Raw genomic sequence first — 15408 nt, 5'->3', positions numbered from 1 at the left:
TAACTTAAATATAACAGTATTTTATAGTATTTCAGTTTCTTAATAAAGCAGAAAAATTACACTTGCGATTTTATTCTTGAGAAATGGTAGAGAACCGACAGGTGGTTTTTGTACGATACGAAGACTGAAGTTACTTATTGGAGCGTACGATTATTTCCTGAGCTAGACTCAGGTAATCTTGAGCGCCGGGGCTTTTTCGGCTATAAGCAAAGATGTCTTTACGTTGTGCCGGTGCCTCAGCTAATGCTACATTGTCGCGGATATAAGTTTCGAAAACCAGTGGTCCGAAGTATTTTTTTATTGTCTCAACAACATCACGATTAAGCACTTTTCGAGCATCATACATGGTTGCCATGACACCACCGATTTCCAATCCTTTGTTGAGACGTAAGCGAACTTTCTGGATGACTTGCTTGATTTTTGCAAGGCCTTGCATCGCTAAAAACTCGGTCTGTAGCGGAATGATGACATAATCACTTGCCGTAAGAGCATTCAGCGTGAGCAGCCCTAAAGAAGGAGGGCAGTCGATGAGAATAAAATCATAATCTTCCCGAAAAGGCTCAAATACTTCGCGAAGGATATACTCGCGGCCAGCTTCGTTGATGAGTTCCATCTCTGCGCTGGATAAGTCCAATGTTGAAATGATGACATCAAGCCCGGGCTTTACCGTATAAGGTGTCGCTTCCGACTCTCCACGAATAGCTTCATAAATGGTAATGGGCTGTCTTGGAATGCCCAAGGAAAGTGTGAGGTTAGCCTGAGGATCAAGGTCTACTAAGAGTACCTTTTTTCCCAATTCTACCATTCCTGCACCAATGTTGATGGTACTGGTGGTTTTTCCTACTCCTCCCTTATGATTTAACAGCGAAATTATCTTTCCCATACTTATTTTTACCCAGTCACTTATGTACAGCGCTAAGGTAAGGAAAAAGAAGACAAATATTGTCGCGAGTATTTAAATGGTACTCTTCCCTCCATCAATACCTATGACCTGACCAGTGATGAACCCAGCATCGTCACTGAGGAGGTATTTTGCTAGTTTCGCTACTTCTACAGCGGTAGCTACCTTTTGTAAAGGGTGGCGTTCAGCCATCGCTTTTCGCTTTTCATCATTGGCCAGCAGATTCGCGGCCAATGGTGTATCTGTAAGGCTAGGAGCAAGGGCGTTGACGCGAACTTTTGGGGCCCATTCTGCGGCCAGCGAACGTGTTAGTCCTTCTATAGCGCCTTTGGCCGCTGCTACGCCAGCATGGAAAGCCATTCCACGTTGTACGGCAACGGTACTAAAAAGGACGACAGCGGCTTGGTCAGCTTTCTTAAATAAACGTTCTACTGCTTGTAAGCAGCGTACTGCTCCAATAAGGTTTATCTCCATTTCTTCCCGAAATTGCTCGGGTTTGAGTCCGCGAAACGGCTTGAGGTTAATACTCCCCGGGCAGTAGGCAAAACCATGCAATATTTCCGGTAAATCTTGCTTTGGAAGTTCGTCTGTTAGTACATCGATAGCATAATGATGTACGCCATGTAAGGCTGCTAGTCCCCGTTCTTCGCGTGACCAAACATAGATGTTGTCACCTGCTGCTAATAATTCTTCCACCAATGCGAATCCAATGCCGGAGCTTCCACCTACAACGAGAATATTACGATTTGCCATTTGTCTGTTTTATGATCGTAAATGGAACAGCAAATAGGGCTTCTTGTTCATCCCTTTTTAAGGAGACGGCATTTGTATTAATATTTGTTTATAGCTCGTTTTTGGCCCCTTAAGGCCAATTTTGGTGAAAGAACCTTTACTCAGACAATTAGTTGAAATATATCCGCCAGAGCTTCTACCCACAGTGGCAGAGTTTAGGAGAGTCATAAAAAGCTTTTATATTAGGTTGATTAGTAGAACATATATAAAAACAAGCATCTATGGCGGAAATATTATTCGGAATCGATTTAGGGGGGACAAAAATTGAGGCAGTAGCCATAAAAAAGGATGGAACGATACTGAGTAGACGTCGTTTGCCCACGGAACGTGAAAAAGGATATGATCACATTATTGCTCAGGTAAAGCGTGTGTTGGAACTGGCCAGTGAAGAGGTAGACAAGGCTCCAGCTAAATTGGGGATCGGTACCCCTGGTGCGATTGATCCATCAACGGGGCTAATGAAAAACAGTAATACGACGATACTTAACGGAAAGCCTTTTGCTAAAGACCTTGAAATAGCATTGGGTATTCCTGTTGTGATGGCCAATGATGCCAACTGTTTTGCTGTCGCTGAAACTTTGTTAGGGGCTGGAAAGGTATACGCGGCTGAGGATCATCTCATTTTCGGTGTTATTATGGGTACTGGTGTAGGAGGTGGTATTGTCATTAATGGGAAAATTTGGAATGGGGCTCAGGGTATTGGCGGAGAATGGGGGCACAGCTTTTTAGACAAGTCAGGAGGGGAGTGTTATTGCGGGCAAATTGGCTGTGTAGAGATGCTAATCTCCGGAACTGGCCTGGAACGTTATTACAAACAAAGGACAGGGCAAGAACGTAAACTCTCTACGATGATTAATGAATTTAAAGCTGGCACCAAAGATGAGCATGTTAATGCTACGATAAATCGGTTAATTCATTTTTTTGGACGGGGATTGGCCAATGTAATTGATATTCTTGACCCTACTGCCATTATTTTGGGTGGAGGACTTTCCAATATTGATCTTCTTTATAAAGAAGGTGTAGATAGTGTACGCAAGCAAGTATTCAATCCACGACTTGATACCCCTATTCTACGTCCTGTTTTGGGAGATAGTGCAGGGGTATTCGGAGCAGCAATGTTGGTTCGTTAATAATTGCAAAACCTGCTATAAATTCTGTTCAGGCGTTTTTTGTCTTATAAATGCCAAAATTCGTAGAATAATGCCAACAAAAATGGCCTTTTGACGGTATACTGTGTGAAGAAACTGTTAAAAGTGTCTAAACCTTGCAACGCTTTCTGTTTAGAATGCGTCTATAAGGAAAATAAACAAAAAAATTCCCCTGCATTTTAATACAAGGGAATTCTCTTATAAGAACTATTGAGCGTTTTTTCATACTAGTCTATTACGGTCGTCGCATTGAGTGACGACCTTTTTTTTGCTCAATAGTCTCGTCTATTGATCTCAAAAATAATAATTTCACAATAAAGTAACCTCTTTACGTGCTTTATTTCATAGAATAAATAATTAGTCTAACATGAAAAACACCCTTTTCATCTTATTGATGATCCTGTCAGGAAGCCACTTGTTTGGGCAGCAATTAACTGCGATTGCAAGTCAATGGAGTGATAGTTTTGCGGAGTGGACCATCTATACGAGTGTAGAGGGGGAAGAAGGAACACTACGCTTGCGCTGGAATAGTAGAGGCGATTGGACACAGTGGGAATATCGTATTGGTGAATGGACTGGGCAATTAAAAACCAAATGGCCGGAAAGAATCGATCAGTGGGAAGCCAGAGGCGAAAACATCATTGTTGATGCTCGTACCATCTGGCGCGACAATTTGCGAGAATGGCGCATCAGCCGCCCCGGAGGAGGAGAGTACAAGTGGCAGTCCAGGTACAGTAATATGCTAGACGAATGGGTTATTGATACTGAAAAGTATGGCTTCTTTGAGATGTACACTGCCTTTGAAGGAGACCCCCGAGAGTGGATTATTGTTGATGAACTAGAGGCTAGTCTCCCTGAAAAAATGATGTTGGTCTTCCTAACGATCATAAATAGTACACCAAAGCAGTAAGGCACCCGACAATATCAACCTTGTTAGTGTTCCAAAATAGGTTTGTTAAGGAGATTTCCGGGAACTTCGTTTTCTAATACCTTTATTTATGTTTTATCGCCAGCTGCTCTTTCTATTCCTTTTTTTTGCTATCCTTAATGTCGATCAGTTGCTTGCTCAAGTGCTCATCAACGAAATATGCGCCAGTAATACCAATATCGTTGAGGATGAATTTGGAGATTATCCTGACTGGATAGAGCTTTATAATGCGGGAGACAATGCGGTTAATTTAGATAATTATTCCCTAAGTGACGATCCTGCAGACCCCTCGAAATGGTCATTTCCTGAGATCACTATTGAGCCAGATAGTTGGTTACTGATTTTTGCTTCTGATCGAGATTTAGCAGCTACTAACCCTCACACAAATTTCAAGTTATCAGCCGGTGGCGAAAATGTGGTGCTCAGCAATCCTGCTGGGCTTATCATTGATGAAATAAACTTTCCCGCGTTAGAGGAAGATCAAAGCATAGGCCGCTTATTGGATGGCTCTCCACAATTAGCTGTATTCTCGGTTCCTAGCCCAGGGAGCAGTAATGATGATGCTCCGGGAAGCGGCTTTACTGATGATCCAGCGTGGGTTACAGCAGGGCATTTTTTTTCAACAGCTACTTCTGTTCAAATCACTCATACTAATCCCGCCGCCGCATTATTTTTTACCCGTGACGGAAGTATTCCTAGTGCTTCATCCGAGCTTTATTCAGGTGGAATATTACTTGATACGACGACCGCTTTAAGGGTTGTGGCGATAGCTCCAGGTTTGTTGCCTTCTCCTGTGGCCAATCGTACGTTTTTTATCAATGAAAATCACACCTTACCTATTATGTCGGTGATCGGAACGCCTGATGATCTTTGGAGTTGGGAAAGGGGGATTCTTGTCGATGGTGGCCCTGATGCCGAGGAGGAGTGGCCTTATTACGGTTCTAATTATTGGTCAGAAGAGGAGCACCCTATTCATACGGAATTCTTTACGGCTGATCAGGAATTGGGCATAGCTTTCGACGCTGATACAAAAGTTCATGGCGGGCGTGGTGCACGTACCAATCCAATGAAGCCAATTCGGATTTTAGTCAAGAAAAAATATGGTAGCAGTACCGTCGATTATCCTTTTTTTGCTGATCGTGAGCGTACGACGTACAAAAGGCTCATCTTGCGGAACGCCAGTGGTGATTATAACAATGCTCATTTTCGAGACGCTTTCCTTGCCCGTTATTTTATTAAAAGTGACTTAAACCTGGATGTGATGGCTCACCGCCCGGTAGTGCTGTATATCAATGGCACGTTTTACGGAGTGGCTAATATGCGGGAGAAATCAGACGAATACTACTTGCTACATAACTATGGTGTGGATACAGAAGAGGTCGATTTGTTGGAAGAAGACAATACCATAGTTACCGGCGACTTCGTAGCCTTTGACAGCATGTATCAGTATATTATGTCTAACGACTTGGAGAATGAGGCCAATTTCCAGCAGGCAGCAGCTTATTTCGATGTTGAAAACATTGCAGAAGGGTTCATCGTTCAGTCTGGCCTCAATAATGGTGATTGGTTACACAATAATATTAAATACTGGCGTGAAAGAACATCAGAAGCGCGTTGGCGCTACCTGATTTTTGATCTGGATATAGCGATGGGGCGGCACGGGTGGTCAGCCTATTACCAAAACAACCTCGATAGCCTGCTCACTCCTTTGGAAGGGCATAATAAGCACGTTGATCTTTTTCTGAAATTATTGGATAACGAAACCTATCGACATTATTTCATCAATCGCTACGCCGATTTATTCAATACCATCTTTGAGCCGGATGTTTTTCGCAAGGAGGTGGATTTAACAGTGGCAGAAATTGATCCAGAAATGCCCCGTCATTTTGAACGATGGGGTTGGCCAGGTTATAACCTTTGGGCCAATGAGCGCATTCCAGTGCTTTATGATTATTTAGAAAATCGTCCTCTTTATGCCTTGGAGGACGTCAAAGAATATTTTGGATTAGCAAATGAAGTTCGTCTTCGGTTACAAATATACCCCCCGGGAGCAGGTACTATTCAAATCAGTACGATTGAGCCTGAGGAGCTTCCCTGGGAGGGTACCTATTTTAACGGAGTACCTGTTGAATTGATTATTAAGCCATATCCCGGTTACCAGTTTCAACACTGGCAATCGGAGAAAACGATTACCAACCCTGATCAATCGACAAGTATCCGCTATAATTTCCAGGAAGATGATGAAATTGTAGCCTACTTTTCAGGTGGGCCTGAAACAGCAGTACTAGAAGTATACCTTGATCAAGAAGGCGAACTACAAGTAGGTATCACCCTTCCTCAAGCTGATGAAATAAACTTTAGACTGTTTGATGTACAAGGGCGTTTGCTACAACATTTTAAGGAAGAGCATTTTCCTACAGGCTATAGCGAAAAAAGCTTACCCATTCCGGCATTACCTAATGGCGTATACGTTGTCACTGCTAGAGGTAAAAAGACCAATGTGAGTATTAAATTTGTCATGTAAACCCTTACACCCTTACATTTTTACACTCTTACACTCTTACACCCTTACACCTTAAATCAACCCCTCTCTGATAAGGTCATGAAGATGGACAAAGCCAAGATAGTGCCCGGCTTCATTGATGACGATCAGCTGAGAAATACTGTTGGTGCGCATTTGCTCCAAGGCATTAACCGCCAATGCAGTGTCGAGAATTGTTCGTGGCTGAGTATGCATGACATCAGCTGCGCATAGCTGGGTGAAGTTTAGCCCTTTCTCGAGCATGCGACGAAGGTCACCGTCGGTGATGATTCCGCAAAGTTTATTTTCCTCGTCGACTACGGCTGTTGCGCCAAGGCATTTTGCCGTTATTTCCAGGATACTCTCTTGTAGCGTATTGCTGGGTTTTACCTCTGGGCGCTGATTGTTAGGGTAGAGGTCGCTCACCCTGAGGTACAGTTGTTTGCCTAAAGCACCACCAGGATGATACTGTGCAAAATCCTGAGAAGAAAAGCCTCTCAAGGCCAGTAAAGAGGTGGCCAAGGCGTCGCCCATAGCCATTTGTGCGGTGGTACTGGCTGTTGGAGCCAGGTTATTAGGGTCCGCTTCTTTAGTGATGGGTGTGTGAAGGAGAAAATCTGCTCGCCGGGCAAGAAAAGAATCCTCTTTGCTTGTCATACCAATAAGCAGGTTGCCTAGATTGCTGACCAATGGCGCAAGCACTTTAATCTCTGCGGTTTCCCCGCTTTTAGATAAACAAAGCACCAGATCATGAGGGCGTACCATTCCCAGGTCGCCGTGGATAGCATCAGCAGCGTGCATAAAGAGAGCTGGAGTCCCAGTAGAGTTAAGTGTAGCAACAATTTTTTGGGCGATGATTGCACTTTTGCCCACACCTGTAACAACTAGTCGGCCCGGAGCTTGGTAAATAGCTTCTACACAAGCAACGAAATCATCATTGATGGAAGCATGGAGCATCTCCAGTGTTGCGATCTCAATAGCAAGTGTTTGAGTAGCAGTGCGGCGGATGATATCTTTTGTTTTCAAAGCTTTGATAGTGAGTGTAAGTATATTGTTAGTAACTGAAAGAAGAGAGCGTCCGAGAGAATAAAAGAATAAAAAAGGGCATTCAATCACTAGTCTTATAAAAAATCCTTAAATTTAAACAGCCGAAAAACGCCTAACCCGACATTATTTGGTTGAACCAAATAAATTCCAACAAAGCATCGGTTAGGGGCATTTACCTCAAAACCGATTTTTTCGGTCTTGGGTCTGCTGAGCAAATCCTGCCGCAAAATTAGCTAAATTCTAGAGGAAAAGAGCGTTAACATGACTGTTACTAAGTATTCCCTTCACGACGAACTACAAGAGTATTTTGGATTTGATAAATTCAAAGGGAATCAGGAAGAGATTATTCAAAGTGTCCTTGATGGCAAGGACACCTTCGTAATTATGCCTACAGGCGGTGGTAAATCACTTTGTTACCAACTGCCTGCGTTGATTCTTGAAGGTACTGCTTTGATTATTTCGCCTCTGATTGCATTGATGAAAAATCAAGTAGACTCTATCCGTGGTTACAGCCAGCGAGATGAGGTTGCACATTTCCTGAATTCATCGCTGACCAAAGCGCAAATGAAACAGGTTAAACAGGATATTACAGACGGTAAAACCAAATTGCTGTTTATTGCACCTGAAACACTTACCAAACAAGAGAATATTGAATTTTTCCAACAAGTCAATGTATCTTTTGTAGCGGTTGATGAGGCACATTGTATTTCGGAATGGGGGCATGATTTTCGACCAGAATACCGCCGTATTCGGCTAATGTTGGATGCTATCGGAGAGGGTATTCCGGTGGTAGCACTTACTGCTACAGCTACACCAAAGGTACAATCAGATATTGTGAAGAACCTCAATATGGAGGAGCACAATACCTATATCTCTTCCTTTAACAGGGATAACCTCTACTATGAAGTTCGCCCCAAAGGGAAAAAAGAGCAAACGATCCGTGATATTATTCAGGTGGTTAAAAGCATGGATGGAAAGTCGGGTATTGTTTATGTGCAAAGCCGTAAATCTGCTGAAGAAATAGCAGAAGCCTTAGCTGTAAATGATGTTCGGGCAGCTCCTTATCATGCAGGCTTGGATGCCAAAACCCGTAGTAAGACCCAAGATGCTTTCCTGATGGAAGACATCGATGTTATAGTGGCTACCATTGCGTTTGGGATGGGAATTGATAAACCAGATGTTCGATTTGTTATTCATTACGATATTCCTAAAAGCATTGAAAACTATTACCAGGAAACCGGGCGTGCCGGACGTGATGGTCTGGAGGGAAGATGTGTAGCGTTCTATAGCTATAAGGATATCCTCAAGTTAGAGAAGTTTCTGCGAGATAAGCCAGTTGCTGAACGAGAAATGGGCGTGCAACTCATGCACGAGGTGATGGCTTACGCCGAAACAACTGCTTGTCGCCGCCGTTTTCTATTGCACTACTTTGGAGAAGAGTACGATGAGGGTAATTGTAATAAAATGTGCGATAACTGTCGGCACCCTAAAGAAAAAGTAGAAGTAAAAAAAGAAGTGTTGATTGCGCTAAATGCAGTCGTTCGACTTGATGAGAACTATGGGATCAAAATTTTGATTGATTTTATTAAAGGAAAAGGGACCAAAGAAATTAAAGATTTTCGCTTTGATAAGCGGGAAGGGTTTGGAGCAGGAAAGGATAAGGACGAGACTTTCTGGAATAGTGTTATCCGCCAGGCACTGCTTAATAATTTGATTTATAAAGATGTAGAGACTTACGGTTTGATAAAAATGCACCCTGCGGGGCATGAATACATCGCTAACCCAACAAGCTTTGAAATTCCTATCGATCATAATTACGAAGCCGAAATGGCGGAGGCCAGGATCGAGAATAGTGGGAAAACGTCTGTTTTAGACGATCAGCTTTTGAAAATGCTGAAAGACTTACGTCGGAAAGAAGCTAAACATAAAGATGTTCCTCCTTTTGTTATTTTTCAAGACCCGAGCTTGGAAGATATGGCAACACAGTACCCGATTACTCTGGATGAAATGGCACATGTGTCAGGGGTAAGTGTTGGTAAAGCCCGTCGTTATGGCCGCCCGTTTTTGGAGTTGATTGAAGCTTACGTTGAAGCAAATGACATTATTCGCCCTACAGAGTTTGTTGTCAAACAAGTGGCAAATAAGTCTCGGATGAAGGTGAGTATTATTCAAGGCATTGACCGCAAAATCCCACTAGAAGATTTAGCAAGTTCAAACAGTCTTTCCATGGAAGACTTGATGGCAGAGCTAGATGCTATTGTCACTTCTGGAACCAAAGTAAGCTTGGATTACTACCTGGAAGACAACCTGGATGAATACGCCAGGGAAGATATCATGGAGTATTTTATGCAAGCCGAATCAGATTCCATAGAAGAGGCTTTTGCTGAATTGAAAGAGGATGATATTACAATAGAGGAAATTCAGTTGGTGAGGATCAAATTCCTCTCTGATATGGCTAACTAGGTATTTGATGGAAATCATGATCATTAATGGCCCTAATCTTAACTTGTTAGGACGCCGTCAGCCCGAAATTTATGGAGAAGACTCTTTTGAAGATTTTCTCCTTCACCTCAAAGGACTTTTCCCGGAGGTGAGCTTACATTATTTTCAATCAAACTCAGAAGGAGGACTGATTGATAAATTGCACGAGGTGGGTTTCAGTTATGATGGAATTATACTTAATGCGGGTGCTTATACTCACACCTCCGTAGCGATTGCTGATGCAATTGCCGGAATTGAGACCCCGGTGATCGAGGTGCATATTTCTAATGTTTATAAACGAGAATCTTTTCGACAACACTCTTACCTCTCACCTCATTGTGAAGGAGTAATAGTGGGCTTCGGTTTGAGAGGGTATGAGTTAGCGGTACATTACCTGCTTTGATAAGCTCAGAAACGCTTAATTATAGGCAAAAAAATGAAGGATATCTCAACAGAGACACCCTTCACGATGAAATCACCCGACTGTTGTATCCAAAACAGTTCGATCAAATTTAACATTTTCTTCACAATTAGGACAACTGTGGTGTTTTTTTTTGTGCTTGCAATGTATAGAAGCGAGTAATTTCTGTTTTTTTTGATCGAATAGTGACATGGGCATGACACTACTAGGTGTAAATAGAAAGTCTACCTAGGTGGCTAGGATATTCATTCTTTTGTCATTTTTTAGATTTTTTGCTGACCAAAGCGATGCTCAATTGTTATTCGGGCGCAACTATAATCAAAATGCGATTATATATGTTTTTTCATCAAGTGTGACAAAGGTCACTAGTAAATTTTAGAAAGAACAATTATCTTTGCTGATGTGCTTTTCATTGAAAAGAAACATGAATTATAGATGTGGCTTTTCCTCCCATGAACTTTAATGTTTGCAGCTATGACTAAAAATCTACTTATTCTTACCGTACTCTTGTTTGGTGCTACTTATTTTGCCTTAGGCCAAGTACAAGATGTAGTGAACTATCGAACGATCGATGGTTCTCAGAATAACTTTACAAATCCTTTATTAGGAGCTGCTCATACAGCTTTAATACAAAGAACAACGGTCGGTTTTGCTGATGGGTATAGTGAAATAGGAGGAGTATCCCGTCCTAATCCTCGTGAAGTATCTAACAGTTTGTTTAATCAAGATTCTCCACTTAATGATCCCCTGGCATTAAGTGACTTTATATGGGTCATAGGACAGTTTATTGACCATGATATTGGCTTAACAGGAGATGGGCCAGAGCCCTTGTTTATTGATGTGCCTTCTGGTGATCCTTGGTTTGACCCTCTGGGGGTAGGAATGGCGGTCATCCCTATGCACAGGAATACTTTTGACCCAACTTCGGGAACTGACGTTTCTAACCCTCGTCGTTACATCAATGAAATAACAGCATTTATTGATGCATCCGGCGTTTATGGATCGGATTTGGATCGAGCGAACTGGTTGAGAACGTTTTCTGAAGGGAAATTAAAAACTTCCGAAGGGAATCTCTTACCCTATAATACAGTAACAGGGGAATTTGATGATCCAATTGATGCGAGTGCCCCACACATGGATAATGCGACGGGGATTTCCACTGTTATTTTTGTAGCCGGGGATGCACGTGCAAGTGAAAATCCACTACTAGCAACAATGCACACACTTTTTGTAAGAGAGCATAATCGACAGTGTGAGCTATTAGCACAAAAATATCCTGATTGGACTGATGAGCAATTATATCAACACGCGCGTAAAATTGTCGGTGGTTTGATTCAGTCGGTTGTGTATGATGAGTGGTTGCCAGCTATAGGCTTACAACTGACGCCTTATGATGGTTATGATGAGGCTGTAAACCCACAACTGTTTAATGTATTTACGGCTGCTGCTTTTCGTATGGGACATACGTTGTTAAGTTCCAATTTGATGCGACTGGATAACGAGGGGAATGTTATTCCTCAGGGCAACATGACTTTGCAGGATGCTTTTTTCAACCCCTATGCTATCCAAGAAACAGGTGGGATAGAGCCTTTTCTAAAGGGTATGGGAGTGCAGGTTCAGCAAGAATTTGATGCTAAGGTGATCAGTGATGTTCGTAACTTTTTGTTCGGTCAGCCGGGGTTTGGCGGACTTGATCTAGCTTCAATTAATATTAACCGTGGCCGAGAACGCGGCTTACCTGATTTTAATACTGTACGGGAAAATTTTGGATTAGCACCCTATAACTTTTTTCAACAGATAAATTCCAGTGCTGCTGTATTTACACGTTTATTGACGTTGTATACCAATATCGATGACATTGATCCCTGGGTTGGGATGTTGGCAGAGCGCACCGTTCCGGGATCGATTTTTGGGCAGACACTCCATGAAATTTTGAGTGAACAATTCATTGCGTTACGTGATGGTGATCGCTTTTATTACTGGAATGACCCGGTGCTTACTGATACAGAGAAAAATTATATCCACAATACGACGTTACGGGATATTATCATGTACAATACAGATATCAATTTGATGCAGGATAACGTCTTTGGCGCACTGCCTCATCAAGAGATTTGTGACAACATGACCCTTGAGCTATCTGGGCAGGTAAGGACGGCTAATGGTATCCCCGTTTCCGGGGTAAACCTAGAGCTGACATTCGGTACCGAGCTGATGATGCAGTCTACAAGTGAGGATGGTGCCTATGGTTTTGCTGAAATGCCATTCTGTGACCTTAGCCTATTACTTCCTGTATTGAATGAAGATCACCTCAATGGCGTTTCAACATTTGATATCATTCAAATACAGAAACATATATTAGGTATAGTTCCATTTACCAGCCCCTATCAGCAGATCGCTGCTGACGTTAACGCGAGTGGTACTATTACAACGATTGATCTTATTCGGCTCCGTAAAGTAATCTTAGGAATAGACCCTGATTTTGGAAATAATACATCGTGGCGCTTTGTCCTAGGAGCTTATGAGTTCCCGGAAGGTGAAAACCCACTTGTACAGGATTTTCCAGAATGGTTGGACTTCTATTCTGAGCATGCCGCAGATTACAATAGTGGTTTTGTTGCTATAAAGGTTGGTGATGTAAACAATAGCGTAGACCCGTTTCTCGAAGGTTCGGGAGAGCCACGTTCATTACCGAAAGACCTGGAACTGGTTTTCGATAATCAACAATTGGAAGCTGGAGAGTTGACCACGATAAATCTGCGCTTACAATCAACAGAAGAGTTGCAAGGCTGGCAGTTTGGTCTGGAAGTCAAGGATGCTGAAATAATGGATATTTCCGGAGATTGGCCATCGGAGTATTTCGCTACGGAAGGGAATGAACTTAGAATGAGTTGGAATACACCTGATGCCAGCCAAGCAAACGGCCAACTTAAATTGACAATTCTTCCCCGCGTTGATGGTGAATTAGCAGACATTATTCTTTTTAGTCGAGTACTCGCTGCGGAGGCTTATGATGCTTCAGGGCAAGTTTACGGACTATCATTGAAAACCAATAAAAAGCAGCAAGAGAACATTTTTGGGCAAAATGAACCCAATCCTTTCCGGGAACAAACCCAAATTCCTTTTACACTTGGTAATGGGGATATGGTTAGCTTCAAGCTTTTTTCTGCAGACGGCAGGGTGATTTATACGAATAGGCAATACCTGTCGGCTGGTAACCACGCTTGGGTTATTCAGGAAGATATTATTGGCGACGAGATTGGTGTTTTCTTTTACCAGATCGTAACATCCACAGAAACAGTTACTAAAGCAATAGTGAAGCAATAAAATAATTAAATATAACAATCTGACTGTCAGCTAGTTGCGGTTATCGTTGTTTCTTTTTCACTAAAGAGATAATCTTAATTGGTTTTTTTCCGATGAAAACCATAACTTTGCAATAACAATAATCCCATGACTAACTTTCGCGAGTGAAATTCTTTACTTGCATCTCACATTACACCATCCAATCGCAAACGCACATACCTGTTTGCCAGCTTTAATAGATTATTGTTAAATTGATATAATTAGAAGTAGCAGGAAGGCTTAAGCTCATTCCTATGCTTTTATGTATAATATTTAGTCACAATGCTTTATATTGTGACGATTTTTGACGACGACCAAAAAATAGTGCTGAATAATTGCTGTAACCAGTAATTGTTCGGACGACCTAGACCGTGCTATATGAATAGCGCATACATAACCTTTTTTTATTCATAACAAATTGTAATCTTATGCAAACATTTAGACAATGTTTGAGCAATACTACCAAAATATTCAGCGCTCTGCTGGTATTGGGTGGTCTTGCTTTTGCTGTTCCAGCAATGGGGCAGGCTGATTTTAGCGCACCCGGAGACGGTTGGGCATCAGGAGCTGCTGCTGCAGGAAACTGTGTTGGCGACCTTCCTTCCTACGATAATACTGCTGGCCCATTTCTTCCAGGGATTACCTCCCAGGTGTGGACCAATTTTGGCGGTAATGCGACCTACGGTGCTGAGGATTTCGTTTCTCCTGCGGTAGGTTCTTCTTTGTGTTCCGTTAGTGTACCGGGAACAGAAGAGACTGCTGGATTTATTTCAACCAGTACCGTACGTGTAATTATTTGGGCAGATGCTGGCGGCGAGCCTGGTGCTGTTGTTTACACGAACGACTTCGCAGGTGCTACTGTTGATCCAGAAGGAGATGCTGACCTTTTTATTGAATTTGTTGATGAAGTTGTTTTAACCCCTAGCACCCGCTATTGGGTAACTGTTGCTCCGTTCGCTGATTCTTTTACTCAGTGGTTCTGGGAGCCTACTGCAACTGTTGTTGGAGAACCAGGCCATTGGTTACACCAAACAGGTGGGCCTTTTAATGGAGTAACAACCTGTGATGATGTTTGGGGTGAGCTTGGAGCTGACTGTCTTGGACCACTAGGTATTGCTGGTGTAGAATTCGGCATGATGGTTATGTTCAATGAAATCGAAACGCCATGTGACGAAGAATTGAACATTGGCTGTATCGCAAACGTAAACGTTACCCTTGGTGCAGAATGTACTGCTACGATTACCCCTCAAATGGTAATGACCGGTAACATCGAATGTGCTGACGAAATTGTTATCACTGTTGATGGTGGTACGACTAACGTTATTGCTGGTTGTGGTGAGCATACCTACATGGCTGAAGCATATGTTAATGGTGCTTTGGTTTACACTTGTTGGGGCGATCTTTTCGCCGAAGACAAAACCGACCCAGTGGTAGAGTGTCCTGCTGACACAGACGAAGTAACGGTTGATTTCGACCTTCAGACGTTGGAAGGTAGCATCGACGGCACGGAGCCAACGATTGCCCTGGACGACTATAGCTGTTTCCAAAGCTTCTTTGAGCCTGCAGCTGGTGTTGATTACAACTACGACCTGATCACCTTCACGGTTGATCCTGATCTACCTGCAACGGATGTGTACAACATTCAGACAGCTTCTNACATTCCTGGCTTGAACATCGCTTTGTTCCAGGGAGCGTTCAACGAAGACAATCCATGTGAGAATATCCTTGGTGGTTCTGAGGGTGCTTACTTTGTTGATCCATTCTTTGGTGTCAACGCGTTCTTTGATCAGGATTTCCGCATTGAAATGCCATTGGAGCCAGGTC

Annotated in this window: 10 protein-coding genes; 7 read left to right on the top strand and 3 right to left on the bottom strand. The window is 42.6% G+C overall.

The window, feature by feature from the left end; all coding sequences use genetic code 11:
- Positions 1–130: 130 nt before the first annotated feature.
- Positions 131–883, bottom strand: a complete 753-nt coding sequence (locus A3EU_RS0122835) for a ParA family protein (RefSeq protein ID WP_020538525.1) — start codon at positions 881–883, stop codon at positions 131–133.
- 72 nt (positions 884–955) lie between these two features.
- Complete coding sequence (locus A3EU_RS0122830; protein ID WP_020538524.1) at positions 956–1654, bottom strand: SDR family NAD(P)-dependent oxidoreductase; 699 nt, start codon at positions 1652–1654, stop codon at positions 956–958.
- Positions 1655–1914: 260 nt separating this feature from the next.
- Here A3EU_RS0122830 and A3EU_RS0122825 point away from each other — a divergent pair, with 260 nt between their 5' ends.
- From A3EU_RS0122825 to A3EU_RS0122815, 3 genes are all read left to right on the top strand, one after another.
- Positions 1915–2823, top strand: a complete 909-nt coding sequence (locus A3EU_RS0122825) for an ROK family protein (protein ID WP_020538523.1) — start codon at positions 1915–1917, stop codon at positions 2821–2823.
- Between the two features lie 385 nt (positions 2824–3208).
- Complete coding sequence (locus A3EU_RS0122820; protein ID WP_020538522.1) at positions 3209–3751, top strand: hypothetical protein; 543 nt, start codon at positions 3209–3211, stop codon at positions 3749–3751.
- Positions 3752–3839: 88 nt separating this feature from the next.
- Entirely contained in the window at positions 3840–6293 is a 2454-nt protein-coding gene (locus A3EU_RS0122815; RefSeq protein ID WP_020538521.1) for a CotH kinase family protein, read from the top strand.
- Positions 6294–6344: 51 nt separating this feature from the next.
- Here A3EU_RS0122815 and A3EU_RS0122810 read toward each other — a convergent pair whose 3' ends face one another.
- On the bottom strand, positions 6345–7316 hold the full coding sequence (locus A3EU_RS0122810; protein ID WP_020538520.1) for a KpsF/GutQ family sugar-phosphate isomerase: 972 nt from the start codon (positions 7314–7316) through the stop codon (positions 6345–6347).
- Positions 7317–7598: 282 nt separating this feature from the next.
- On the opposite strand from A3EU_RS0122810, the gene recQ reads away from it, so the two are divergent.
- From recQ to A3EU_RS35315, 4 genes are all read left to right on the top strand, one after another.
- Positions 7599–9800: a DNA helicase RecQ gene (gene recQ, locus A3EU_RS0122805; RefSeq protein WP_020538519.1), complete on the top strand. Its 2202-nt coding sequence runs from the start codon at positions 7599–7601 to the stop codon at positions 9798–9800.
- A 7-nt stretch (positions 9801–9807) separates the two neighbouring features.
- Positions 9808–10221 carry a type II 3-dehydroquinate dehydratase gene (gene aroQ, locus A3EU_RS0122800; protein ID WP_020538518.1) on the top strand — a complete coding sequence of 138 codons (414 nt, stop codon included), beginning with the start codon at positions 9808–9810 and terminating at the stop codon, positions 10219–10221.
- Between the two features lie 492 nt (positions 10222–10713).
- On the top strand, positions 10714–13566 hold the full coding sequence (locus A3EU_RS33205) for a peroxidase family protein (RefSeq protein WP_169433392.1): 2853 nt from the start codon (positions 10714–10716) through the stop codon (positions 13564–13566).
- A gap of 446 nt (positions 13567–14012) precedes the next feature.
- Positions 14013–15408, top strand: a 1396-nt coding sequence (locus A3EU_RS35315) for a choice-of-anchor R domain-containing protein (protein WP_044086424.1), incomplete at its 3' end; no start/stop codon positions are given.

It is taken from the genome of Lewinella cohaerens DSM 23179, assembly GCF_000379805.1.
Lineage (GTDB): Bacteria > Bacteroidota > Bacteroidia > Chitinophagales > Saprospiraceae > Lewinella > Lewinella cohaerens.
The sequence above is the reverse complement of the archived record's forward strand: the minus strand, read 5'-3'. Positions and strand labels throughout refer to the sequence as shown.